The sequence below is a fragment of the Actinomadura meyerae genome, assembly GCF_900188445.1.
GTDB classification, from domain to species: Bacteria; Actinomycetota; Actinomycetes; order Streptosporangiales; family Streptosporangiaceae; genus Spirillospora; species Spirillospora meyerae.
In genome coordinates, this window is record NZ_FZOR01000035.1 from 69,118 (window position 1) to 92,644 (window position 23,527).

Annotated in this window: 23 protein-coding genes; 14 read left to right on the forward strand and 9 right to left on the reverse strand. The window is 77.2% G+C overall.

Translation table 11 applies throughout. From position 1 onward, the window contains the following. Positions 1-40: 40 nt before the first annotated feature. On the forward strand, positions 41-1,687 hold the full coding sequence (locus CHF16_RS29175) for a DUF885 domain-containing protein (RefSeq protein WP_089329351.1): 1,647 nt from the start codon (positions 41-43) through the stop codon (positions 1,685-1,687). A 101-nt stretch (positions 1,688-1,788) separates the two neighbouring features. Here CHF16_RS29175 and CHF16_RS29180 read toward each other — a convergent pair whose 3' ends face one another. Together CHF16_RS29180 and CHF16_RS29185 are read right to left on the reverse strand one after the other, a co-directional pair. Further along, complete coding sequence (locus CHF16_RS29180; protein ID WP_143228161.1) at positions 1,789-2,088, reverse strand: hypothetical protein; 300 nt, start codon at positions 2,086-2,088, stop codon at positions 1,789-1,791. Positions 2,089-2,203: 115 nt separating this feature from the next. Continuing rightward, positions 2,204-3,160: an alpha/beta hydrolase gene (locus tag CHF16_RS29185; protein ID WP_089329353.1), complete on the reverse strand. Its 957-nt coding sequence runs from the start codon at positions 3,158-3,160 to the stop codon at positions 2,204-2,206. Positions 3,161-3,448: 288 nt separating this feature from the next. On the opposite strand from CHF16_RS29185, the gene erm reads away from it, so the two are divergent. Beyond that, the gene (gene erm / locus CHF16_RS29190) at positions 3,449-4,393 is read left to right on the forward strand and encodes an ErmE/ErmH/ErmO/ErmR family 23S rRNA (adenine(2058)-N(6))-methyltransferase (RefSeq protein ID WP_089329354.1); all 945 of its coding nucleotides are present in this window, start codon (positions 3,449-3,451) and stop codon (positions 4,391-4,393) included. Between the two features lie 231 nt (positions 4,394-4,624). Here the strand turns inward: erm and CHF16_RS29195 are convergent, their stop codons facing one another. Beyond that, positions 4,625-5,350 carry a TetR/AcrR family transcriptional regulator gene (locus tag CHF16_RS29195; protein WP_089329355.1) on the reverse strand — a complete coding sequence of 242 codons (726 nt, stop codon included), beginning with the start codon at positions 5,348-5,350 and terminating at the stop codon, positions 4,625-4,627. 96 nt (positions 5,351-5,446) lie between these two features. On the opposite strand from CHF16_RS29195, the gene CHF16_RS29200 reads away from it, so the two are divergent. Both CHF16_RS29200 and CHF16_RS29205 read left to right on the forward strand, forming a co-directional pair. Further along, entirely contained in the window at positions 5,447-6,451 is a 1,005-nt protein-coding gene (locus tag CHF16_RS29200; RefSeq protein WP_089329356.1) for an ATP-binding cassette domain-containing protein, read from the forward strand. After that, complete coding sequence (locus CHF16_RS29205) at positions 6,448-7,293, forward strand: ABC transporter permease (RefSeq protein ID WP_089329357.1); 846 nt, start codon at positions 6,448-6,450, stop codon at positions 7,291-7,293. The genes CHF16_RS29200 and CHF16_RS29205 overlap by 4 nt, the downstream gene beginning before the upstream one ends. A gap of 79 nt (positions 7,294-7,372) precedes the next feature. On the opposite strand, the gene CHF16_RS29210 is transcribed toward CHF16_RS29205, so the two are convergent. After that, complete coding sequence (locus CHF16_RS29210; RefSeq protein WP_245869432.1) at positions 7,373-7,903, reverse strand: GNAT family N-acetyltransferase; 531 nt, start codon at positions 7,901-7,903, stop codon at positions 7,373-7,375. Further along, complete coding sequence (gene rsgA / locus CHF16_RS29215) at positions 7,903-9,000, reverse strand: ribosome small subunit-dependent GTPase A (protein ID WP_089329359.1); 1,098 nt, start codon at positions 8,998-9,000, stop codon at positions 7,903-7,905. Before rsgA ends, CHF16_RS29210 begins: the two co-directional genes overlap by 1 nt. Positions 9,001-9,357: 357 nt before the next feature. On the opposite strand from rsgA, the gene CHF16_RS41960 reads away from it, so the two are divergent. The 7 genes from CHF16_RS41960 to CHF16_RS29250 all read left to right on the forward strand — a co-directional run bounded on the left by CHF16_RS41960 (position 9,358) and on the right by CHF16_RS29250 (position 17,442). After that, positions 9,358-10,686 (forward strand): hypothetical protein, encoded by a 1,329-nt coding sequence (locus CHF16_RS41960; RefSeq protein WP_143228162.1) that lies wholly within the window; start codon positions 9,358-9,360, stop codon positions 10,684-10,686. An 84-nt stretch (positions 10,687-10,770) separates the two neighbouring features. Then, positions 10,771-11,511, forward strand: a complete 741-nt coding sequence (locus CHF16_RS29225) for a response regulator transcription factor (RefSeq protein ID WP_089329361.1) — start codon at positions 10,771-10,773, stop codon at positions 11,509-11,511. Continuing rightward, positions 11,508-13,010: a sensor histidine kinase gene (locus CHF16_RS41965; protein WP_089329362.1), complete on the forward strand. Its 1,503-nt coding sequence runs from the start codon at positions 11,508-11,510 to the stop codon at positions 13,008-13,010. The genes CHF16_RS29225 and CHF16_RS41965 overlap by 4 nt, the downstream gene beginning before the upstream one ends. A 93-nt stretch (positions 13,011-13,103) precedes the next feature. Then, positions 13,104-14,408 (forward strand): bifunctional glycosyltransferase family 2/GtrA family protein, encoded by a 1,305-nt coding sequence (locus tag CHF16_RS29235; RefSeq protein WP_089329363.1) that lies wholly within the window; start codon positions 13,104-13,106, stop codon positions 14,406-14,408. Then, the gene (locus tag CHF16_RS41970; RefSeq protein WP_089329364.1) at positions 14,405-16,573 is read left to right on the forward strand and encodes a glycosyltransferase family 39 protein; all 2,169 of its coding nucleotides are present in this window, start codon (positions 14,405-14,407) and stop codon (positions 16,571-16,573) included. The genes CHF16_RS29235 and CHF16_RS41970 overlap by 4 nt, the downstream gene beginning before the upstream one ends. Before the next feature lie 89 nt (positions 16,574-16,662). Further along, a complete protein-coding gene (locus CHF16_RS29245; protein ID WP_089329365.1) occupies positions 16,663-16,962 on the forward strand; it encodes a 4a-hydroxytetrahydrobiopterin dehydratase in 300 nt (99 codons plus the stop codon). 6 nt (positions 16,963-16,968) lie between these two features. Next, complete coding sequence (locus tag CHF16_RS29250; RefSeq protein ID WP_089329366.1) at positions 16,969-17,442, forward strand: TIGR00725 family protein; 474 nt, start codon at positions 16,969-16,971, stop codon at positions 17,440-17,442. A gap of 27 nt (positions 17,443-17,469) precedes the next feature. Here CHF16_RS29250 and CHF16_RS29255 read toward each other — a convergent pair whose 3' ends face one another. From CHF16_RS29255 to CHF16_RS29265, 3 genes are read right to left on the reverse strand one after another with little or no spacing between them, the layout of a single operon-like run. Continuing rightward, positions 17,470-18,261, reverse strand: a complete 792-nt coding sequence (locus tag CHF16_RS29255; RefSeq protein WP_218826890.1) for an SDR family NAD(P)-dependent oxidoreductase — start codon at positions 18,259-18,261, stop codon at positions 17,470-17,472. An 11-nt stretch (positions 18,262-18,272) separates the two neighbouring features. Next, the gene (locus CHF16_RS29260) at positions 18,273-18,503 is read right to left on the reverse strand and encodes a hypothetical protein (RefSeq protein ID WP_089329368.1); all 231 of its coding nucleotides are present in this window, start codon (positions 18,501-18,503) and stop codon (positions 18,273-18,275) included. Beyond that, complete coding sequence (locus tag CHF16_RS29265; RefSeq protein ID WP_179271755.1) at positions 18,500-20,320, reverse strand: hypothetical protein; 1,821 nt, start codon at positions 20,318-20,320, stop codon at positions 18,500-18,502. Before CHF16_RS29265 ends, CHF16_RS29260 begins: the two co-directional genes overlap by 4 nt. A 146-nt stretch (positions 20,321-20,466) precedes the next feature. Between CHF16_RS29265 and CHF16_RS29270 the strand changes: the two genes are divergently transcribed. Both CHF16_RS29270 and CHF16_RS29275 read left to right on the forward strand, forming a co-directional pair. Continuing rightward, a complete protein-coding gene (locus tag CHF16_RS29270; RefSeq protein ID WP_089329369.1) occupies positions 20,467-20,901 on the forward strand; it encodes a hypothetical protein in 435 nt (144 codons plus the stop codon). A 2-nt stretch (positions 20,902-20,903) separates the two neighbouring features. Continuing rightward, positions 20,904-22,262, forward strand: a complete 1,359-nt coding sequence (locus CHF16_RS29275) for a hypothetical protein (protein ID WP_245869434.1) — start codon at positions 20,904-20,906, stop codon at positions 22,260-22,262. A gap of 42 nt (positions 22,263-22,304) precedes the next feature. Here the strand turns inward: CHF16_RS29275 and CHF16_RS29280 are convergent, their stop codons facing one another. Then, the gene (locus CHF16_RS29280) at positions 22,305-22,832 is read right to left on the reverse strand and encodes a pyridoxamine 5'-phosphate oxidase family protein (RefSeq protein WP_089329370.1); all 528 of its coding nucleotides are present in this window, start codon (positions 22,830-22,832) and stop codon (positions 22,305-22,307) included. A gap of 133 nt (positions 22,833-22,965) precedes the next feature. On the opposite strand from CHF16_RS29280, the gene CHF16_RS29285 reads away from it, so the two are divergent. Next, complete coding sequence (locus CHF16_RS29285) at positions 22,966-23,436, forward strand: PPOX class F420-dependent oxidoreductase (protein ID WP_089329371.1); 471 nt, start codon at positions 22,966-22,968, stop codon at positions 23,434-23,436. Positions 23,437-23,527: the final 91 nt, after the last annotated feature.

A 23,527-nucleotide genomic window follows, 5' to 3' on the forward strand; every position in this document is an offset into this window, starting at 1 on the left:
TCATGATCACTTTTGCCGGTGCGGGCCGTAGCCTGGGGCGATGACCGCACTGGATGACCTCGCCGGCCGGTACACCGACGAGTTCGCCGCGCTGGATCCGTGCCTGGCCGCCGTGATGGGGATCGCGGGGCAGGAGGGGCGGCTGACCGACTACGGCCCGGACGGGGCCGCCGCGCGCGCCGAGCTGTCGCGGCGGACGCTGGCGGAGCTGGCGCGGGTGCCGGTGGAGGGGGAGGCGGGCCGGGTCGCGGCCGCGGTGCTGCGGGACCGGCTCGAGGTGGAGGTGGCGCTGGACGAGGCGGGGGTGCGGGAGTGGCTGCTGGACACCACCGACGGGCCCGTCCAGCGGCTGCGGGTGGCGGTGGAGCTGCTCGACCAGGGGGCCGGCACCGACTGGGAGGCGGTGCGGTCGCGGCTGGGGGCGCTGCCGGGCGCGCTGGCGGGGCTGCGGGTGTCGCTGGAGCGGGCGTGCGGCCGGGGGCGGGTCGCGGCGCGGCGGCAGGTGCTGCGCAGCGCGCGCGAGTGCGCGGAGTTCCCGGCGTATGTGGCGGGTCTGGTGGCGCGGTACGGGGAGGGTCCGCTGGCGGGCGCGCTGGGGGAGGCGGCGCGGGCGGCGTCGGCGGCGCTGGCGGGGTTCGCGGAGTTCCTGACGGGGGTGCTGGCGGCGCGGGCGCCGGAGCGGGACGCGCTGGGCGCGGACCGGTACGCGCTCGGGGTGCGGGAGTTCCTGGGGACGGAGCTGGACCTGGCGGAGACGTACGCGTGGGGCTGGGAGGAGCTGGCGCGGGTCGAGGCGGAGATGGCGGGGGCGGCGGCGGAGATCCTGCCGGGTGAGCCGCTGCCGGCGGTGATGGCGGCGCTGGACGCCGATCCGGCGTACCGGGTGGTGGGGGCGGAGGCGTTCCGGGGGTGGATCCAGGAGCTGGCGGACGGGGCGATCGCGGATCTGGACGGGGTGCACTTCGACATTCCGGCGCCGCTGCGGCGGATCGAGTGCCGGATCCCGCCGGTGGAGTCGGGGATCTACTACCTGGCGCCGGCGGAGGACCTGTCGCGGCCGGGGACGGTGTGGTGGACGGTGGAGGACCCGGCGGCGGAGATCGTGACGTGGTCGGTGCCGACGACGATGTTCCACGAGGGGGTGCCGGGCCACCACCTTCAGCTGGGGGTGACGGTGCTGAACCCGCGGCTGAACCGGTTCCAGCGGGTGGCGAGCGAGCTGCACGCGGGGCACTGCGAGGGGTGGGGGCTGTACGCGGAGCGGCTGATGGACGAGCTGGGCCACTACGCCGATCCGGCGCACCGGCTGGGGATGCTGGCGGGCGGGCAGCGGTTCCGGGCGGCGCGGGTGATCCTGGACATCGGGCTGCATCTGGAGCTGCCGATCCCGAAGGGGGCGGGGTTCCACGAGGGGGAGCGGTGGACGCCGGAGCTGGGGTTCGCGTTCCTGCGGTCGCGCAAGGGCCCCGATCCCGATTCGGCGGTGGCGTTCGAGATCGACCGGTACCTGGGGCGTCCGGGGCAGGCGATCGCGTACAAGCTGGGGGAGAAGGTGTGGCTGGAGGCGCGGGAGGAGGCGCGGCGGCGCGCGGGCGCGGGGTTCGATCTGAAGGAGTTCCACCGGCGGGCGCTGGATCTGGGGCCGATGGGCCTGGACCGGCTGCGCGCCGAGCTCGCGGCGGTGTGAGCTGGACGGTGCGTGAGCTGGACGGTGCGTGAGCTGGACTGCGGGTGCGTGAGCTGGACTGCGCGGGCCGACTGGTGCGCGGGCCGGGCGGCCGGCGCGGGCTAGACGGTTCCGGTCGGGTTGACGCCCGGCCCGACGGGGGCGCCGAGGGCGTCGGCGCCGGTCTCGCGCAGGCGGCGCCACCGGCCGCCGGTGGTGGTGGCGGCGCCCGGTGCCTCGGCGGGCGGTTCGTCGGGTGTGACGGCGATATGGCAGGCCCTGGGGTCGCCGTCGTCCAGGACGCTCTTGGTGTAGTCGGGCGGCCACCGCAGCAGGATGCGGCGTCCGCAGCTGGGGCAGGCCCATTCCTCCATCCCGGATTCCTGGGTGCGGACCATCCGCATCTCGTGGGTCCTGTGCACGGCGGTGGCCCCTCCTTCCGCTCTGGGCGGCGTGTGCGGAAATCTCCCTTGAGTGTGTGATTTCCCACGTCAAAGGCGCTAAACGGGGTGGGCAAGCGTCTTTAAGGACGGGTTTTCACCGGGGGCCGGGGCCGTCCGGAACGCCGGTGAGGGCGCGGTGGACGGCGGCGCCGATCTCGGCGATCGCCTCGGCGGGCCGGCGCGCGAACGCGCCCCAGCCGAGGAAGCCGTGGTCCAGTCCGGTGCCGGGGACGAGGGTGACGGGGACGCCGGCGGCGCGCAGCCGCTCGGCGTGCCGCTCGGCCTGCGGGCGGAGCCGGTCGTGCTCGGCGGTGGCGATGACGGCCGGGGGCAGGCCGGCGGGGTCGGGGTCCAGCAGCGGGGAGACGTCGGGGCGGGTGCGGTCGGTGCCGCGCAGGTAGGCGCGCAGGGCGCGGTCCACGCCGTCGCGGGGCGGGGCGAGGCCGTCGGGGTCGGGCAGCGGCGGCGGCACCTCGCGCAGGTCCAGCGCCGGGTACAGCAGGACCTGCAGGACGGGCCGGTCCGGTCCGGCGGCGCGCAGGACCCCGGCGGCCGCGGCGGCGAGCTGCCCGCCCGCGCTGTCGCCGGCGACCCCGATGCGGCGCGGGTCCAGGCCGAGCGCGGCGGCGTGGCGGACGGTCCAGCGGACGGCGGCGACGGTGTCGTCGAGCGCGGCGGGGAACGGGTCCTCGGGCGGGCGCCGGTACCCGACCGACAGCCACGCGACGCCGCTGGCGGCGGCCAGGGCGCGCACGACCGGGTCGTAGGAGTCGACGTCGCCGAGCACCCAGCCGCCGCCGTGCAGGTACACCAGCGCGGGGGCGGGGCCGTCCCAGGCGGGCCGGTAGAGCCGGGCGGGCAGCGGCCCGGCGGGGCCGTCCACGGCCAGGTCGGTCACGGCTCCGGCGGGCGGGCGCGGGGAGCGGGCGAGGTCGGCGGCGTGCGCGCGGCGCGCCGCCTCGACACCGTCACCCGCCTCGTCGCCGTCGGTGCCGTCTTCGGCGAGGCGGCGGCGCAGGAACGCCAGGTACTCCGGATCGCGGCCCGTCACACCGCGCAGCCTACGGCCCGGCGGGCGGGGCGGGCGGGTGGCGGGCCGGGAGGAAAACCTGTTGGGGGCGGACGTCGCGGGTTACTAGGATCGGGCGCATGTGTGCCGTCACTGACAGCGCGGCGCGGGTGATGGCCGCAGCCGCCTACGTCCGGCTCCGCGGCCGCCGCCCCGTCCTGGACCCGCGGGTGCGCGCCGCCTGATCTCTCCGCCGCCGTGCGGTGCCGTTCCGCGGTGCCGCGGCCGCGGCGAGCGCGCGCGAGCGCACCGGCCGTCCAGGGCACGCCGATGCCCCTGACGATCCTGGGCGGGCTCCGCCGCGCATCCCGGCACCCCGTGCTCCGGCACCCCGTGCTTCCGCGCCGTGTTCTGCCGCGCCGCACCGCCGTGTGCGCGCGTGCGGCCCGCCCGCCGGCCCGCCGTGGCCGGGAGCCGAGGACGGCCGCCATCACTTCCCGAAACCGATCCACCGCTCGCGGGCGCGCGCGCCGCGAGCTGTCCCAGAACTTCCTCGCCGACCCGGGCGTCATCGCCCGGTACGCCCGGCTGGCCGCGCCCGGCGGGCTGGTCGTGGAGGCCGGCGCGGGCGACGGCCGCATCACCGCCGCGCTCGCCGCGCGCGCCGACCGGGTCATCGCCTACGAGATCGACCCGGTGCACGCGGCGCGGCTGCGGCGCCGCGGGCTGCCGGGCGTGGTCTGCGTGACCGGCGACTTCCTGGCCGCGCGCCCGCCGCGCGAGCCGTTCCGGCTGGCCGGGAACATCCCCTACGCGGCGACGTCGGCGATCGTGGCGTGGGCGCTGGAGGCGCCGTCGCTGCGGGCGGCGACGCTGATCACGCAGCGGGAGTACGCGCGCAAGCGCACCGGCGACTACGGCCGGTGGAGCCTGCTGACGGTCCGGACGTGGCCGCGGTTCGCGTGGCGGCTGGGCGAGCGCATCCCCGCCGACCGGTTCCGGCCGGTGCCGCGGGTGGACTCGGCCGTGCTGCACCTGGAGCGGCGGCCCCGGCCGCTGCTTCCCCCGGCGGCGATGCCGGCGTACGCGCGGTGCGTGGAGCTGGGGTTCACCGGCCGGGGCGGCACCCTGCACGCCTCGCTGCGGTCGGCGTATCCGCGGCGGCGGGTGGACGCGGCGTTCCGCGCCGCGGGGCTGCCCCGCGGCGCGGTGGTCGGTCACGTCCACCCGGACCGGTGGCTCGACCTGGTGCGCGTGCTGCACGGGCTGGAGTGACCGGCCGCCGGGAACGCAGGGCTCGGGGACGCGGGCGGGGGAGCGACGGGGGGACGGCGCGGGCCGGGATAAATGCGTTGCGGCCGCGGCGCGGCGGGGCAGGCTGATCAGGCGGCCGCTCCGGCGGGCGCCGCGGCGGCGCACCGGGCCGCCATCCCCCCGCGGGTTCGATTCCCGCCGGCGTCTCCGATCCCGTCCCCGCTGTCACCCTGGGGGCGGGATCCCGCGCGCTCAGGGGGCGGCGGGCAGGGCGCCGGCGATGCAGTCCAGGACGCGGTCCAGGCCGTAGCGGAACTGCTCGTCGGCGGTCATGTGGGGCAGCCGCGCGTCGAGGACGAGGCGCTCGAACATCGGGTACCGGCCGCTGGCGAGCAGCTCGCGGACGTAGGGGCCGCTGCGCATCATCCAGCGCTCGGGGGTCATGCCGCTGTCGCGGGTCTCGCGGGACCAGTCGATCTCGCTGCGGACGGCGCGCTCGACGTAGCCGTTGAGCATGTCCAGCAGGACCATCATGTCGTCGACGGGGATCCCGACGTCCAGGGCGCCGAAGGCGAACTCCAGCATCCGCAGCCGGTTGGGGCCCATGGTGGCGCGGGTCCGGTGCAGGCCGGCGAGCCACGGGTGGCGCAGCCACACCCGGCGGGTGGCGCTGGCCAGCCGGGCCAGGTCGGCGCGCCAGTCGCCGGTGGGCCGCTCGGGCAGGTCCATCTCCAGCAGGACGTGGTCGTCCATCAGGTCGAGCAGGTCGTCGCGGGAGGGGACGTAGCGGTACAGCGACATGGCGCCGGTGCCGAGCTCGGCGGCGATGCGGCGCATGGAGGCGGCCTCCAGCCCGTCGGCGTCGGCGATGCGGATCGCCGCCTCGGTGATCTGGGCGCGGCTGTAGGCGGGGCGGGGGCCCCGGCCCTGCCGCTCCGGGACCGACCAGATGCTGACGTGCTGCTCGCCGGCTGCCACCGAACCTCCTCGCGGGTCGTACCGAGCATCCTAGTTGCGTACGACGTACCCAGTTGTCTACCGTGAGATGCGTACACCGTACCCAGAGGAGTTGCCGTGACCGGTGAACCGATCGTCGCCGCCGAGGCGCTGCGCAAGCGCTACGGCACCACCCAGGCCCTGGACGGCCTCGACCTGGCCGTCCCCGCCGGGACCGTCTGCGGGGTCCTCGGCCCCAACGGCGCCGGCAAGACCACCGCCGTGCGGATCCTGGCCACCCTGGCCGACGCCGACTCCGGGCACGCCCGCATCGCCGGGTTCGACGTCGCCCGCCACCCCGACCAGGTCCGCGCCCGCATCGGCCTGGCCGGCCAGTACGCCGCCGTCGACGAGAAGCTCACCGGCCGCGGCAACCTGCGCCTGTTCGGCCGCCTCTACCACCTGCCCCGCCGCGAGGCCCACCGCCGCGCCGACGAGCTGCTGGAGCGGTTCGGGCTCGCCGACGCCGCCGACCGGCAGGTCGCCGGCTACTCCGGCGGCATGCGCCGCCGCCTCGACCTGATCACCAGCCTCATCCTGCGGCCCCAGGTGCTGTTCCTGGACGAGCCCACCACCGGCCTGGACCCCCGCAGCCGCGGCGAGATCTGGGACGCCGTCCGCGGCCTGGTCGCCGACGGCACCACCGTCCTGCTCACCACCCAGTACCTGGACGAGGCCGACCGGCTCGCCGACGACATCGCCGTCGTCGACCACGGCCGCGTCATCGCCACCGGCACCCCCGACCGGCTGAAGGCCTCCATCGGCGACCGCCTCGACGTCGTCCTGGACGACCCCGCCGACGCCGGCGCCGCCGCCGGCGTCCTGCACGCCCTCACCGGCGCCCACCCCGCCCTGGACGGCCCCCGGCTCTCGGTCCCGCTGCCCGACCGGGCCGTCCGCCTCGCCGACGTCGTCCGCGAACTCGACCGCGCCGGAGTCGCCGCCGCCGACGCCGGGATCCGCCGCCCCACCCTCGACGAGGTGTTCCTCCGCCTCACCGCGACACCCCGCACCGACCCCGGCACCGACCCCGGCACCGCCGAAGCCGCCGCCGGCGCGCCCGTGAAGGAGACCGTCCGATGACCGCCCTCACCGCCCCCGCCCCGCCCGCGGCGCCCGCCGACCGCGCCGCACGGATCCGCTGGGCCGTCGCCGACGGCCTCACCCTCATCGGCCGCGAACTGTCGCGGATCCGCCAGGAACCCGGCGAGCTCATCGCCGCGCTGATCTTCCCCGCCGTCATGGTCGTGCTGTTCGGCTACGTGTTCGGCAGCGCCATCGCCGTCCCCGGCGGCGGCGACTACCGCGAATACCTGATGCCCGGCCTGTTCGCCATGGTCACCTTCACCTCCACCATGGCCGTCACCCTGCGCGTGGCCACCGACGCCTCCCGCGGCGTCATGGACCGGTTCCGCTCCATGCCCATGGCCCGCTCCGCCGTCCCGTTCGGGCAGACCGGCGCCGAGATCCTCCACGGCGTCCTCGGCATGCTCATCATGGCCGCCGCCGGCCTCCTCGTCGGATGGCGCGCCCACAACGGCCTGTGGTCCACCCTGGAGGCGTTCGCGCTGCTGGCCCTCATGCGGTACGCGCTCAGCTGGGCCGGCTGCTACCTCGGCCTGGTCGTCCGCAACGAGCAGACCGCCGACCAGCTCATCCCGCTGGTGTTCCCGGTCACCATGCTGTCCAACTCCTTCGTCCCCACCGGCGGCATGCCCGCACCGCTGCGGATCATCGCCGAATGGAACCCCGTCAGCGCCCTCACCGGCGCCTGCCGCGACCTGTTCGGCAACCCCGGCGCACCCGCCGCCGGCACCGCCTGGCCCCTCGCCCACCCCGTCGCCGCCACCCTCGGCTGGGCGCTGCTCCTGCTGGCGGTGTTCGTCCCGCTGTCGGTGCGCACCTACCGCCGCCGCGGCCGCTGAACCCCCGGCGACCGCGGACTCCCAGCGACCGCGGACCCGCGGCCCGCGGCGGACACCCCGCCGCGGGCCGCGGGCGCACTCACACCCCGAACGGCGCCGGGTACCGCACCGTCCCCGACGGGACCGGGCCCGGCCCGTCCAGCACCAGCGCCATCAGCGCCTCGTCCGGCACCTCGAACGCCACGCCCACGCCCAGCGCCGACGCCCGCCCGAACCCGAACCGCGGGTAGTACTCCGGATGCCCGAGCACCACCACCAGCCGCTCACCGCCGGACGCCGCGCGCCGCGCCGCCTCCGCCAGCACCGCCCGGACGACCGCGCCGCCCGCACCGCGCCGCTGCCACCGCGGCGCCACCGCCACCGGAGCCAGTGCCAGCGCCGCACCCCCGCCGGGCCCGGCCGGGTCGCCGACGTGGCAGCGGGTCGCCAGCGCGTACCCCGCGATCCGCCCGTCCGGGTCCTCGGCCACCATCGACAGGCCCGGAATCCACGCCGCGTCACCGCGCAGCGCGTCCACCAGGTCGGCGTCGATGGGCGTGGGGAACGCCGCCGCCACCACCGCGCGAACCTGCGCCGCGTCACCGGGCCCCTCGGGCCTCGTCGTCCACATCATCGGTCCCGCCCCCGCTCCCGGTACATCCGCCGCTGCTCCTTCTTGATCGTTTTCCATCGGTTCTCGTGTTCGGCGCGCAGCCGCGCGTCGCTGCGCGAGGCCGCCCACGCGTTCTCGCGCAGCAGCCGCCGGTAGCTGTCGAGGCGGCGCCGCGGCAGCGTCCCGTCCTCGACCGCCGCCAGCACCGCGCAGCCCGGCTCGGTCTCGTGCGCGCAGTCGGCGAACCGGCACCCGGCGGCCAGCTCCTCCACGTCGGCGAACGTGCGCTCCAGCCCGGCCGACGCCTCGACCAGCCCGACGCCGCGCAGCCCCGGCGTGTCGATCAGGACGCCGCCGCCCGGCAGCGGCAGCAGCTCCCGCCGCACCGTGGTGTGCCGGCCCTTGCCGTCGGCGGCGCGGACCGCGCCCGTCGCCAGCGCGTCCGCGCCCAGCAGCGCGTTGCCCAGCGTGGACTTGCCCGCGCCCGACGGCCCGACCAGCACCACCGTCCCCGACAGGACGGCCCGGACCGCCTCGACGCCGTCGCCGGTCGCGGCGCTGCACGCCACCACCGGCACGCCCGGCGCCGCCGCCGCGGCGTCGGCCTCGGCCGCGGCGGTGTCCGCGACCTGGTCGGCCTTGGTCAGCACCACCACCGGCCGGGCGCCGCTCTCCCAGGCCAGCGCCACCAGCCGCTCGATCCGGCCCGGCGCCGGCCGGGCCGCCAGCGACACCGCGACCGCGACGGTGTCGACGTTGGCGGCCAGCACCTGGCCGCGCGAATCACGCCCCGCCGACGCCCGCGCGATCGCGGTCCGGCGCGGCAGCAGCGCCGCCACGACCGGGCGGCCGCCCGGGCCGCCGGGGCGCAGCGCCGCCCAGTCGCCCGTGCACGGCACCGGACCGCCGTCCGGCCCGGCCGCCGACGACGACGCCCGCGGCACCGACGCCCTGACCGGGCCGTCCTCGGTGACCGCGTCGCACAGGCCGCGGTCGACCGCGGCCACGCGCGCGGGCACCAGACCCGCCGCGCGATGAGAAGTGAACTCGTTCTCCAGGTCCTCGTCCCAGCCGTAGGCGGCAAGAGGGGACGAGTCCGCGAATGCGGAGGACAATGCAGTGGAACCCTTCACGTGAGATTCAGGGCCCCGGCGTGCGGACACCGCGAAGCGGCGAGACGCGCGATCACGGGATCAGAGCGGGATCAGATCCGGCTCAGCCGGCGGCCCTGGGGATGGGGACGGGCTGGATGCTGCGGGCAGCAGCCACCGCGGCGACGGCCATACATCCCCACCTCCTCACGCTCACGCGCGACGCTACCGCCCCCGCCCCGCACCGCGCCACCGGTTTTCCGGCCCGGCTCCACCGCCCGGCCCGTACCGGCCCGGCGCATCCGCGGCGGTCGGCGGGACGGGCACCGGCCCGCGCCGGTTATGGTGAATTCGGGGCGGATCGCGATGAGGGGCGTGGCCGTGGACGACACAGACCGGCTGAACGGCAAGGACCACGACGGCGAGGACCCGGACCGCGGGAATCCGGGCGGCGGGCACCGGGACCGCGACCGCACCGGCCCGCCCGGGCGGGCCGGACGCGCCGACAGCGCCGCCGCGCGGCGGCTGGAGGAGGTCTTCGACGCGCTCGCGCCCGCCGCCGAGTCCGCGGCGCGGCTGGCCGCGCAGGCCGGCGACCCCTTCCGCACCGCCGCCCGGGACGCCGCCGCGCTCGCCGCCGACCGCATCCTGGAGCAGGCGTCCGGCACCCCCGCCATGCGCGCGATCGAGAACGCCGCGCGGGAGGCCGCCGTCCGCGCCGCGCGCGGCGCCGCCGAACGCGCCGTCACCGAGGCCCGCGCCGCCGCCGCGGCCAACCCCGCCACCGCCGGCGCGTTCGAGGCCGCCACCGCCGCGATGACCCTCGCCGAACAGGCCGTGCGGCACCCCGCCGCGGCCGCCGCGCGCCGCTTCGCCGTCCGCAGCCCGCTGGCCCGCGACCTGGCCGAGGCCGCCCGCGACCTGGCCGGGCGGACCGCGTCCGCGCCCGCCGTGCAGATCGCCACCCGGGCCGTCGTGGACGCCGCGATCGACACCGCCGCCGACGCCGCGACCGAGGCCGCGATGACCGCCGGCCGCGACATCGTCACCCGGGTCGTCCGCGACACCGCCGAGCAGGCCGCCCGCGACCTGGCCGCCGCGCTGCGCGACACCGCCCGCGAGACCGGGCTGGCCGCCGAACTGGGCCCGCTCGCCGCCCGCGCCGCCGGATCCGGGACCGTCCGCGCCGCCGCCGACCTGCTCACCGCCGCCGCCGGCAGCCAGCTCGCCCGCACCGCCCGCGACCTGGCCGCCCGCGCCGCGACCCGCGCCGCCTCCGCCGCGATGGAGGCCGCCCTGCGCGAAGTGCTGCGCGACGCCCTCCGGCTCGCCATGCGCGAGCGGCTGCGCGGCATGATCCTGGAGATCTCCCGCGACATCGTCGTCGACGTCGCCAAGACGACCTGGACCACCGCCACCCGCCCCGCCGCCACCACCGCCACGGCGTCCGGGAAGGTCGAGGAGACGGGGAAGGCCGGGGAGACGACCGTCGTCACCGCGACCGTGGTCGTCGAGACCGCACCCGCCCCCGAAGACACCGCCCCCCGAACCGAGGCCCCCGAGACCCCGGCCCCCGAGCCGCCGGCCCCCGAGCCGCCGGCCGGGCGGCCGCCCGCCGAGCGGGCCCGCGACGCGCAGGCCCGCGATGGCGGCGACGTGTGGGCCGAGGTGACCGCCGAAAGCGCGGCCGACCGCCCGCCGCACGCCTGAACCGCCGCTCAGAAGATCCTGAGAGAACCATGAGAAACCACCGCCGGTGCACGGGCCGCCACCGGCGCTGTCTACCGTGAGTGCATGGAGCCCGGCACCCAGGACGGCGGACCCGCGCGGATACTGGTCGTCGACGACGAACCCGCCGTCCGCGAATCACTGTCCAGCAGCCTGGAGTTCGAGGGGTACCGGGTCGCCGGCGCCGCCGACGGCGTCACCGCCCTCGACCAGGTCCAGCGCCAGACCCCCGATCTGGTCGTCCTGGACGTCCTCATGCCGCGCATGGACGGCCTGACCACCTGCCGGCGGCTGCGCGCCCTCGGCGCCACCATGCCCGTCCTCATGCTCACCGCCCGCGACATGGTCGGCGACCGCGTCACCGGCCTGGACGCCGGCGCCGACGACTACCTCGCCAAACCCTTCGAGCTCGACGAGCTCCTCGCCCGCGTCCGCGCCCTGCTGCGCCGCGCCGCGATGAACACCGCCGCGGCCCGCACGAGCGCCGGCGCCGGCCAGGGCGTCCTGGCGTTCGACGACCTGCGCATGGACACCCGCACCCGCGAGGTCACCCGCGCCGGACGCCCCGTCGAACTCACCCGCACCGAGTACATGCTGCTGGAGATGTTCCTCGCCCACCCCCGCCAGGTCCTCACCCGCGAGCAGATCCTGGAGACCGTCTGGGGATTCGACTTCGAACCCGCCTCCAACTCCCTGGACGTGTACGTGATGTACCTGCGGCGCAAGACCGAGGCCGGCGGGCTGCCGCGGCTGGTCCACACCGTCCGCGGCGTCGGGTACGTGCTGCGGACGGCGGCGTCCCCATGACCGGTCCCGGCGGCGGGACCCGCGCCCGCGTCGCCCGGCGGCTGACCCTGCGCGCCCGCATGGCGCTGCTGACCGCCGCGGCCGTCGCGCTCGCCGTCGCCGCCTGCGCCACCGCCGGGTGGCTGCTCACCCGCAACCAGCTGTACCGGGAACTGGACCGGCGCCTGGCCGCCACCTCCGGCGGCCCGCCCGGGGCGCCCGGCGCGCCCGACCACGACGGCCCGTTCCGCGGCCGCACCGCCCGGCAGGTCCAGGCCGCCCTGGCCGCCTGCACCGACCGGCCCACCGCCGCGCTCAACGCCCTCCCCGGCCCCTGGGAGATGATGCAGGTCGTCGCCGCCGACGGCCGCCGCTGCACGATCCCCGGCGCCGGCGCCCTGCGCGTCACCGACGCCGACACCGCGGTCGCCCGCGGCGAACGCGGCCACGCCTACCACGACGGCACCGGCGTCACCGCCGCCGGCACCGGCGTCACCGCCGCCGGCACCGACGACCACGTCCGCGTCCTCACCCGCGGGTACCGCACCCCCGACGGCCGCACCGCCGCCGTCTCCTACGCCCTGTCCCTGGACGAGGTCGAAGGGCCGCTCGGCAACCTCGCGCTGCTGCTCACCGCCGTCACCGCCCTCGGCGTGCTGGTGTCGGCCGGCGCCGGCCTCATGATCGCGCGGGCGTCGCTGCGGCCGGTGGACGAGCTCACCGGCGCCGTCGAGCACATCGCCCGCACCGAGGACCTCGCCACCCGCATCCCCGAGGAGGGCACCGACGAGATCGCCCGGCTCGGCCGCTCCTTCAACAGCATGACCGCCCAGCTCGCCGCGTCCCGCGAACGCCAGCAGCAGCTCATCGCCGACGCCGGCCACGAACTGCGCACCCCCCTCACCAGCCTGCGCACCAACATCGACCTGCTGCTGCGCGCCGAGGCCACCGGCCGCGACCTGCCGCCCGCCGCCCGCACCAACCTGCTCACCAGCGTCAAGGCGCAGATGCTGGAGCTGTCCAGCCTCGTCGGCGACCTGCTGGAACTGGCCCGCCCCGCCGAGGCCCGGCCCGTCCAGCAGACCGTCGCGCTGCACGACGCCGCCGGCCGCGCCGTCGAACGCGCCCGGCTCCGCGGCCCCGGCCTCACCATCGACGCCGCGATCGAGCCCTGGTACGTGCTCGGCGACCCCGCCTCCCTGGAACGCGCCGTCGTGAACCTCCTCGACAACGCCGTCAAGTTCAGCCCGCCCGGCGGCACCGTCACCGTCGCCCTCACCGGCGGGGAACTCACCGTCCGCGACCACGGCCCCGGCATCCCCGCCGGCGACCTCCCGCACGTGTTCGAGCGGTTCTGGCGGTCCCCGTCCGCGCGGAGCCTGCCCGGCTCCGGCCTCGGCCTGTCCATCGTCGCCCGCGTCGTCGCCGAATCCGGCGGCACCGTCGCCCTGGACCCCGCCCCCGGCGGCGGCACCCTCGCCCGCGTCCACCTGCCCGGCACCCCCCGGCCCCCCGACTGACCGCCCCGACCGGCCGTCCCCGCCGCTGATTCTCATCCGGCCTTCATCGGCGGCTCACCGGCTTCCCACGGCCGCGCCCGAACCTCGGTTCCCATGAGTCACCTCATCACCGACGGGGGCACGCCCGCCGCGCCGACCCCGCCCCCGCCCGAGCACCGGCGGCGGGGGCGGCTGGTCGAGGTGGTCGTCCCCGTCCACAACGAGGAACGCGTCCTGGCCGCCAGCGTTCACCGCCTCCACGGCTACCTGGCCGCCACCTTCCCCTACCCGTTCCGCATCACCGTCGCCGACAACGCCAGCACCGACGGCACCCCCGCGATCGCCGCCGACCTGCAGGCCCGGCTCGCGCACGTGCGCGCCGTCCGGCTGGAGGAGAAGGGCCGCGGGCGGGCGCTGCGGCACGTGTGGAGCCGCAGCGACGCCGACGTCGTCGCCTACATGGACGTCGACCTGTCCACCGACCTGGACGCGTTCCTGCCGCTGGTCGCGCCGCTGATCTCCGGGCACAGCGACCTGGCCATCGGATCGCGGCTCACCCGTGGCTCCGCCGTCGTCCGCGGACCCCGCCGCGAGGCCGTCTCCCGCTGCTACAACCTGCTGCTGCGCGCCGCGCTCGCCGCCCGCTTCACCGACGCCCAGTGCGGCTTCAAGGCCGCCCGCACCGAGATCGTCCAGGCGCTGCTGCCCGCCGTCGAGGACGAGGCGTGGTTCTTCGACACCGAGCTGCTGCTGCTCGCCGAACGCAACGGGCTGCGCATCCACGAGGTCCCCGTCGACTGGGTCGACGACCCCGACTCCCGCGTCGACGTGCTCCGCACCGCCCGCGACGACCTGCGCGGCATGGCCCGCGTCGCCCGCCGCATCCTCACCGGCGCGTTCCGCGCCCCCGTCGCCCGCCCCGCGCCCGCCCTGCCCGCCGGGATGCGGCGGCAGCTGCCCGCCTTCGCCGCCATCGGCGCCCTCAGCACCCTCGCCCAGCTCGCCCTGTTCCTGCTGCTGCGCCCGGCCATGGGGCCGCTGTGGGCCAACGCGGTGTCGCTGACCGCCACCACCATCGGCAACACCGCCGCCAACCGGCGCTTCACCTTCGGCGTCACCGGCACCCGCCGCGCCCTGCGCCACCAGCTCGAAGGCGGCGCCGCGTTCCTGCTCGGCCTCGCCCTGTCCACCGGCGGCCTGGCGCTGCTGCACGCCGCCGCGCCCGGCGCGTCCCGCGCCGTGGAGATCGCCGCGCTCGTCACCGCCAACGCCGCCGCCACCCTGGCCCGGTTCCTGCTGATGCGCGCCTGGATCTTCCACCCCCGCCGCCTCGACCCCCGCACCCGCCCCCGCGGGACAGGACGGCACGACGACCCCGTCCCCGCGGCCGGGGACGGCACCGAAGGGACCCCGTCATGACCGCGCCCGCCACACCGCCCCCCACCGCGCCCGCCGGCCCGCCCGCCGGGTGGGCCGGCACCGCCGCGGCACGCCGCGCCCGGCGGCTGCTCCTGGGACCCGGCGAAGACCCGCGCTGGGCGCGGCCCGCGCTGTGGGCGGTCCTCATCGCCGCCGCGGCCCTGTACGCGTGGGGGCTCGGCGAGTCCGGACACGCCAACGCCTACTACTCCGCCGCCGTCAAGAGCGGCACCCAGAGCTGGAAGGCGTTCTTCTTCGGCTCCCTGGACGCCGGGTCCTACATCACCGTCGACAAGCCGCCGATGGCGCTGTGGGCCATGGGGATCAGCGCCCGGATCCTCGGGTTCGGGACGTGGAGCCTGCTGCTCCCGCAGGTCGCCGCGGGCGTCGCCGCCGTCGCCGTCGTCCACGCGACCGTGCGCGGCGCGTTCGGGCACGCCGCCGCCGTCACCGCCGCGGCCGTCCTGGCCCTCACCCCGATCACCGTCGCGATCAACCGCGACAACAACCCCGACACCCTGCTCGTGCTGCTCATGGCCTGCGCCGCCTGGGCCGTCCAGCGCGCCGTCGCCACCGGGCGGGCCCGGCCGCTGCTGCTCGCGGCGTTCCTGACCGGCTGCGGCTTCAACACCAAGATGCTCCAGGCGTTCCTCGTCGTCCCCGCGTTCGCGCTGGCCTACCTGATCGCGGCCCGGCCCGGGCTCGGCAGGCGGGTGCTGCACCTGCTCGCCGCGGGCGCCGTCCTCGCCGCGTCCTCGCTGTGGTGGGTCCTGGCGGTCGACCTCGTCCCCGCCCGGTCCCGCCCCTACATCGGCGGCAGCACCGACGGCACCGCCTGGGACCTGGTCATCGGCTACAACGGCTTCGGCCGCATCCTCGGCCAGACCGGCGGCCCCGGCGGCCGCGGCGGGCCCGGCGCAGGCCCGGGCGGAGGCCCGGGCGGGGGGTTCGGCGGGGAGCCCGGCGCCGGGCGGCTGTTCAACGACATCATCGGCGGCCAGATCTCCTGGCTGATCCCCTTCGCCGTCCTCGCGCTGGCCGCCGGGCTGGTGCTGCTGCGGCGCCGTCCCCGCACCGACCCCGCCCGCGCCGCGCTGATCCTGTGGGGCGGATGGCTCGCCGTCCACTACACCGTCTTCAGCTTCGCCCAGGGCACCTTCCACCCCTACTACACCACCGCCATGGCCCCCGCCGTCGCCGCGCTCACCGGCGCCGGAGCCGTCCTGCTGACCGGCGCCCACCGGCGCGGCGCCGCAGGGACGCAGGTCCTGGCGGCCGGGATCGCCGCCACCGGGGCGTGGGCGTTCCTGCTGCTGGACCGCACCCCCGGCTGGCACCCCTGGCTGCGGTGGGCGATCGCCGCCGCCACCGTCCTGGCGGTCGCCGCGCTCCTGGCCGGACGCCTCGTCCCGCGCGCCGGGACCCGCGCGACCGCGGCCGGGCTCGTCCTGGCCGCCGCCGCTGCACTGGCCGGGCCCGGCGCCTACGCCGCGTCCGCCTCCTCCACCATCGTCAACGGCACCAACCCCCTCGCCGGGCCCGCGACCGGCCGCGGCTTCGGCATGCCCGGCGGCCGCGGCGGCCCGCCCGCGATCCCCGGCGGGCGCGGCATGCCGGGCGGGCCCGCAGGCGCCCCCACCGGCGCGCCCGGTGCGCCCGGAGGTTTCGGAGAGCCCGGCGGTCTCGGGGGGCGGCGGCCTCCCCGGCAGAACGGCACCGGCCCGGACGCACCCGCCCCCGGCGGCCCCGGCCAGGGCGCGCGCGGGCCGCGCGCCGCGGGCCCCGGCGGATTCGGCGGGCGGATCGACGAGCAGATGATCGCCTACCTGGAGAAGAACCAGGGCGGCGCGACCTGGCTCGTCGCCGTCTCCTCCGCCCAGGAGGCGGCCTCGATCATCCTGGCCACCGGGCGGCCCGCCATCGCCATGGGCGGCTTCACCGGCGCCGACCCCGCCATGACCACCGGAAAGCTCCAGTCCTACGTCCGCGACGGCAAGCTCCGGTACATCCTGCTCGGCGGACGCATGGGCCCCGGCGGCGGCGACTCCTCCGTCACCGCCTGGGTCCGGCGGCACGGCACACCCGTCGACCCGAGCCAGTACGGCGGATCCACCACCGCCACCACCGTCGGCGGCACCGTCCTGTACGACCTCACCTCCCGGTGACCGGCGTGATGTAGTGGGGAAGGAGAACGGCACCGGCGCCGCCGAGGCCGCGCCGACCAGGCAGCCGACCGGACAGGGGGAGTGGGCCGATGGCCGACACGCTCGACGACGACGCCGTCGCGGAACGCCTGCGCGGCCTGCCCGCCTGGCACCGCGACGGCGACGCGATCCGCCGGCGGGTGCGGGCGCCGGAGTTCCTCACCGGGATCGACATCGTCACCGACGTCGCCCGCGCCGCCGAGGACGCCGACCACCACCCCGACATCGACATCCGCTGGCGGACGCTGACGTTCACGCTGTCCACCCACAGCGCCGGCGGCATCACCGGCAAGGACTTCGCCCTCGCCGCCGCGATCGACGAGATCGCGGCCCGGCACGGCGCCGAGTAGGCCGCCGTGGCCGTCCAGGTCGCGGTGTGCGGGCCCGGCGAGTGCACCGAGCGCGAATGGGACCTCGCCTACGAGACCGGGCGGCTGCTGGCCGCGCGCGGCGCGGTCGTGGTGTGCGGCGGGCTCGGCGGGGTGATGGCCGCCGCGGCGGCCGGTGCCCGCGCCGCCGGCGGGATCACCGTCGGGGTGCTGCCCGCCGCCGACCGCGCCGCCGCCGGGCCCGACCTCACCGTCGCCGTCCCCACCGGCCTCGGGCAGGCCCGCAACAACGTGGTCGTCAACGCCGCCGACGCCGTCATCGCCGTCGGCGGGTCCTGGGGGACGCTGTCGGAGATCGCGCTGGCCATGCGCGCGGGGCGGATCCCCGTCGTGCAGCTCGGCGGGTGGCAGGTCCACGACCAGGACGGGCGGCCCGCCGGGGGGATCGTCCACGCCGCCGACCCGGCCGCCGCCGTCGACGCCACCGGCCTGTGGAGCTAGCCGCGCCCTGCGGGTCGGCGGGCCGGGTCAGTGGGCGGAGAAGCCGCCGTCGACGAACAGCGACTGGCCGGTGACGTAGCCCGCCGACTCCGACGCCAGGAACACCGCCGCGCCCGCGAAGTCCTCCGCCAGGCCGTTGCGGCCCGTCATGGTCCGCTCGGCGAGGGCCCTGACCTTCGCCGGGTCCTCCGACAGCCGCGCGTTCAGCGGCGTCATCACGAACCCCGGGACCAGGGTGTTGGCGGTGACGCCGCGGCTCGACCATGCCTCGGCCTGCGACCGGGCCAGCGCCACCAGGCCGGCCTTGGACACCCCGTAGGCGCCGCTGGTCACCGACGCGCGGAACGCCTGCTGCGAGGCGATGTGGATCAGCCGGCCGAAGCCGCGCTCGGCCATCCCCGGCCCGAACCGCTGCCCGAGCAGGAACGGCGCGTCCAGGTTCACCGCCATCGTGGCGTCCCACACCGGCGGGCCGAGCTCGTCCATCGGCGGGCGCAGGTTCACCGCCGCCGCGTTGACCAGGATGTCGGGCTCCCCGAACGCCGCCGCGGCCGCGTCGGCGGCCTCCGCGACCGCGTCCCGCGAGGCCAGGTCCGCGCTGACCGACGCCGCCCGGCATCCGCGGCCCCGCAGTTCGGCGACCGTCGCGGCCAGCTCGGCCTCCCGCCGCGCGACCACCACGACCGACGCGCCGGAGCGGGCCAGCGCCACCGCGATCGCCCGGCCGATCCCGGAGCTGCCGCCGGTCACCACCGCGACCCGGCCCTCCAGCGAGAACAGTTCCGACAGGTACCCGGCAGGGGAGGTCCGCTCGCTCACGATCGTGGAGTCTACGGTCCCGGCGGTGCGCCGCCCTCCCCGCCGCCGTCGCCGTGCTCGACGTGTTCGCCGTGCTCGCCCCCGTGCTCGCCGCCGTCCTCGCCGCCGTCCTCGCCGCCGGTGCGGCGGCGGTCGCGCCAGACCACCACGGCGATCACCGCGACCACCACGAACGTCGGCACGAAGAACGGCACCGCCGTGATGAGCGGGTGGGTCGCCAGGACCCCGTCCGCGGCGCTCACGCGTCCCGCTCCCCGGGCAGCAGGCGGGCGATCCGCGCGACGCCCCAGCCGAGCGCCAGCACCAGCACCAGGGTGCACGCCAGCACCACCGCCGAGCACAGCGCCCACAGCCAGCCCGGCACGTCGGTCTTCAGCTCCCGCTGCAGGATCGAACGCTCGCTCTGCACCTGGCGGGTGAAGCGCTCGGTGGCCGGCACCGGCCCGGCGCCGATCGCCGGGTCGGCGGGCAGGTAGACCGGGACACCGGCCAGGGTCCGGCCGTCGTGCAGCCGGATCAGCGTCTTCCAGTCGCCGTGCAGCGGCATCGGCGCGCTCGTCCGGTACACGCCGGCGCGTTCGCGGACCAGGTGGTCGACGTGCAGGCCCTTGCCCTGCCAGCCGGTCACCGTCAGCCATGCGGGCCCGTCGACCGCGCCGGCGGGGGAGAACTCCACGCGGGCGGAGGCGGTGCGGTGCGCGGCGTCGCCGCGCACGTCGGTGAGGGTGACCGTGGCGGTCCGGCCGTCCGGGACGTCGATGACCAGGCCGTTGGCGACCGCCGCCGACACCGCCAGGATCGCGGCGGCGAACAGCCCCCGCGCCACCGCCGGGCGCGGGAACCGGCCCGCCAGGCCCTCGGCCAGCAGCGCCCCGCACAGCCCGCCGGCGACGCCGCCGGCGACCGCCATGAGCATGCCCTCGGCCAGGATGTCGGGCGTCCACGGCAGCCGGAACGCCGCCTGCCCGTAGGCGTACTCGGCGCCGAACCCGGCCGTGCCGATCAGCAGCCCCGACACCGCGCCGGCCGCCAGCGGCCGCCGCGCCAGCAGCAGCGCCGCGGCCTCCACGCACACCGCCTCGGCGGCGTACAGCGGCACCGCCGCCCACAGCTCCCCGATCACCCCGGCGACCACGACCGACACCCCGCCCCGCACCAGCATGTAGAACGCGACGGCGGCGAGCGCGGAGCCGCGCCCGGCCCACAGCCGCACCGCGACCAGCGCGCAGCCCGCCGCCAGCGCGATCAGCAGCGGCTGGTGGACGAGCCGGAACTGCGGCACCCCGAAGTCGTACTCGGCCTGGAACACCGACAGCCCGATCAGCAGCCCGCCGCCGAGCATGCAGCGGCGCGCGTAGCGGACCCAGCCGGGCGGGCCGCCGGCGCCGGGGCGGGCGCGGCGGCCCTCCCGCTCCAGGACCATCATCGCCACCAGCGACAGCCCGGCCCCGCCGATCAGCATCAGGTGGGTGGGGCCCCACAGCGTGACGTCCTGCCCGAAGATGCGGTGCCACACGTCGTCGAGGGGGAAGCCGAGCAGCGCGTAGAACCCGGCGGCGGCCAGCAGCACGCCGCCGGCGGGCGCGTACCAGTCCCGGGTGACGCGCACCGCGGCGGCGCCGGGCCGCTCGCCCTTGGGCAGCACCACCGCCAGGACGCCGGAGGTGAAGATGCCGAACAGGCCGACCAGGATGGGGTAGTGCGCGGCGTTGGCCAGCGGCCCCTCGTCCCGGCCGTGGGAGATGTGCAGGGAGATGTCCCAGTACATGCCGAGGAGCGCGACGAGCAGCGACACCAGCGCGACCTGCAGCGGCAGCGCCGCCCAGCCCGCCGTGCCGCGGCCGGGGCCCCGCTCGGCCTGCCGCGCGAGCCGGGCCAGGACGGTGAGGCGGCCGGTGCGGTGCCCCCATCCGAGGACCAGCAGCACGGCCGTGAGCGCGGCGGCGCCGGCGGAGGCGATGATGATCTGGTCCAGGGCCGCGCCGCCGGCCGGTTTCGCCGGCGCCTGCCCGGCCAGCCGCAGGGCCGCCGCCGCGGCATCCGCTCCCGCGCCCGTCATGTGCTCCACCACCGCTGCTCCTCGCCGCAGGAACCAGAACAGAAGGGGGCGAACACCACCTTCCGCGACGGAGTATGCCATCTTGGAATGTGTCATTGTCTAGTGTCACAATCTGTGGTTTGCGACACCGGGACGAGAGGAGCGCCATGAGGCTGCGGACCATCGCGGCGGCAGCGGCGTTCGCCGCGGCACTGGCGGCGGCGGCCGGATGCGGGGAGCCCGCCGTCCCCGACACCGCCACGCCCGGCACGGCGGCCGCACCCGGGGCGTCCGGCTCCTCCGGGACGCCGGCCGCGCCCGCCGGGGGGACCGCGCCGCGGGTCGTGCGCGTCGCCGTCACCGTCACCGGCGGCAAGCCGCGCACCGCGCACCGCCGCGTGAAGGTCCCGCGCGGCGCGGTCGTCGAGATCACCGTCACCGGCGACACCGCCGAGGAGTTCCACCTGCACGGCTACGACCGGGAACTGAAGATCACCCCCGGGCGCCCCGCCGTGCTGCGGTTCACCGCCGGCATCCCCGGGGTGTTCGAGGCCGAGCTGCACCGCTCCGGCGCGCCCGTCCTGGAACTGCGGGTCGGCTGAGCGTGACCGGCGCCCTCCACGCCCTCGCCGCCGCCTCCGCCGCCTGGCCCGTCCCCGAGCACGGTCCCGTCCTGGCGCACGGCCTCGGCGGACGCACCGACCTGCCGCTGGACGGCGCCGCCGCCATCGCCGGCGGAGGCATCGCCGTCGCGGCCTCGTTCGCCGCGCTCACCGCCGCCTGGAAGCGGCCCCGCCTGCACCCCGCCGCCGGGCGCCCGCTCCCGGCCGCGCTCGCCCGCGCGCTGGACGCCCCCGCCCTCACCGCCGCCGGGCGGGTCCTCGCCCTGGCCGCGGCGGCGCTCGTCGTCGCCGTCGCGTTCGCCGGGCCGCCCGGCGCCGACGCCAACCTCGCGCCGTGGGCGCTGTACGTGACGTTCTGGGTCGGGCTCGTCCCCGCCAGCGTCCTGCTCGGGCCCGTCTGGCGGCGCGTGAACCCGCTGCGGACCCTGCACGCCGCCCTGTGCCGCGCCACCCGCACCCCGCCCGGCGGGCGCCGCGCCCTGCCCGCCCGCCTCGGGTACTGGCCCGCCGCCGCCTGGCTCACCGGGTTCGTGTGGCTGGAACTGGTCGCCCCCCACCGCTCCGACCCGCGCCTGGTCGGGACGCTCATCCTCGCCTACGCGGCCGCCAACCTCGCCGCGGCCTGGTGGTTCGGGCGCGACTGGTTCACCCGCGGGGACGGCTTCGAGGCCTACGGAACCCTGCTGGCCCGGATGTGCCCGATCGGCCGCCGCCCCGACGGCGCCCTGGTGTGGCGGACGCCCCTCACCGGCCTGATGACCGGCGCCGCCGAACCCGGCCTCACCGCCACCGCGTGCGTCCTCATCGGCTCCACCGGCTTCGACGGCATCACCCGCACCACCTACTGGCGCGACAACGTCGACCCCGCCGACGTCACCGCCGGGACCCTCGGCCTCGCCGCCGCCGTCACCGCCGTCGCCGCCCTCTACGTCGCGGCGCTGCGCCTCAGCGCCCGCCTCACCGGCCAGGACCCGGCCGCCCTGCCCGCCCGGTTCGCCGCGACGCTGCTGCCCATCGCGCTCGGCTACACCCTGGCCCACTACTTCTCGTTCTTCGTCCTGGAAGGGCAGACCACCGTCATCCTCGCCAGCGACCCCTTCGGGGCGGGCTGGAACCTGCTCGGCTCCACCGGCAACCGCGTCGACTACGACCTCGCCGGGCCCACGCTCACCGCGCAGGTCCAGGTCAACGCCATCGTCCTCGGCCACATCGCCGGGACCATCGCCGCGCACGACCTCGCCCTGCGCGGCCCCGGCCCGGCGGCGCGCGGTCAGCTGCCCATCGCCGCCGTCATGGTCGCGCTCACTTGCGCCGGCCTGTTCGCCCTGCTCAGCGGCTGACCGCCCGCCCCCGGACGGCGGCCCGGCTCTGAAGGGCGGCGGTCAGGTCGCGAAGCGCCAGCGCGCCGCGCCGTACGGCTCCACCGTGCTCAGCGCCACCACCGTGTGGAACACCAGCCGGTACAGGTGCCACGGCGGCGGCCCGGCGCTCTGCGCGCTGTAGGGGGCGGTGAAGGCGTCCCCCTCGACCCGCGCGGGCCAGCCGCCCTCCCGGTAGGCCGCCGCGACCGGCTCCAGCACCGCCGGGTCGGTGACGCGCTCCGCCGTGCCCTCCAGCACCACGTCCCCGCCGGCCGTGCGGACCGACAGGGTGCAGGCCGGGTTCGCCGCCAGGTTCCGCGACTTGCGGGTGCCCGGCCCGCTGACGAAGAACACCTCCCCGTCGCGCCACAGCGGGCCGATCCCCGCCGAGTGCGGGCGCCCGTCCGGGCGGACCGTGCCCAGGAACGCCGCCGTCTCCGGCTTGGGCAGCGCCGCCACGAGCGCGTCCCGGACGTCCCGCCACACCAGTTCCGGGCTGCCGTAGATGTCGAGGTTGCGTGCCTCGACGGGTTCGCGGTCGGTGGTCATCGTCGTCCTCCTTCGGCCGGGCCGTCACCCGGGACCCTCTCCCGGGCCGCCTCGACATGCAGACCGCGCGGCCCGCCCGAACTCATCGGCCGCCCGGCGACTCCCGGGTGGAGCGTTCCCTAGGGTGGAGCCCATGGCCCCTTCCATCGCCACCGCCGACCGCGTCGGCCGCGCCGAACTGCTGGAGTTCCTGCGGCCCCGCCACCGCGCCCTGCTGTCCACCGCCCGCGCCGACGGGCGCCCGCAGATGTCCCCGGTGACCTGCGGCGTCGACGACCAGGGGCGCGTGGTGGTATCCACCTACCCCGAGCGCGCCAAGGCCCGCAACGCCCGCCGCGACCCGCGCGTGTCGCTGTGCGTGCTGTCGGACGACTTCAACGGCCCCTACGTCCAGGTCGACGGGACCGCCGAGGTCATCGACATGCCCGACGCCGCCGACGCCCTCGTCGACTACTACCGGTGCATCGCCGGGGAGCACCCCGACTGGGACGAGTACCGCGAGGCGATGCGCCGCCAGGACAAGTCCCTGATCCGCGTCACCATCGACCGGTGGGGCCCCATCGCCACCGGCGGGTTCCCCGCCCGCCTCGCCGACGCCGACTAGCCCCAATGCCGGGAAGTTAAGGGTCTTCGGCTGTTGTCGAGTTGGTCGGGGTGAGGATGTCGATGGCGATGGTGGCCTGGTAGGTGGTTCG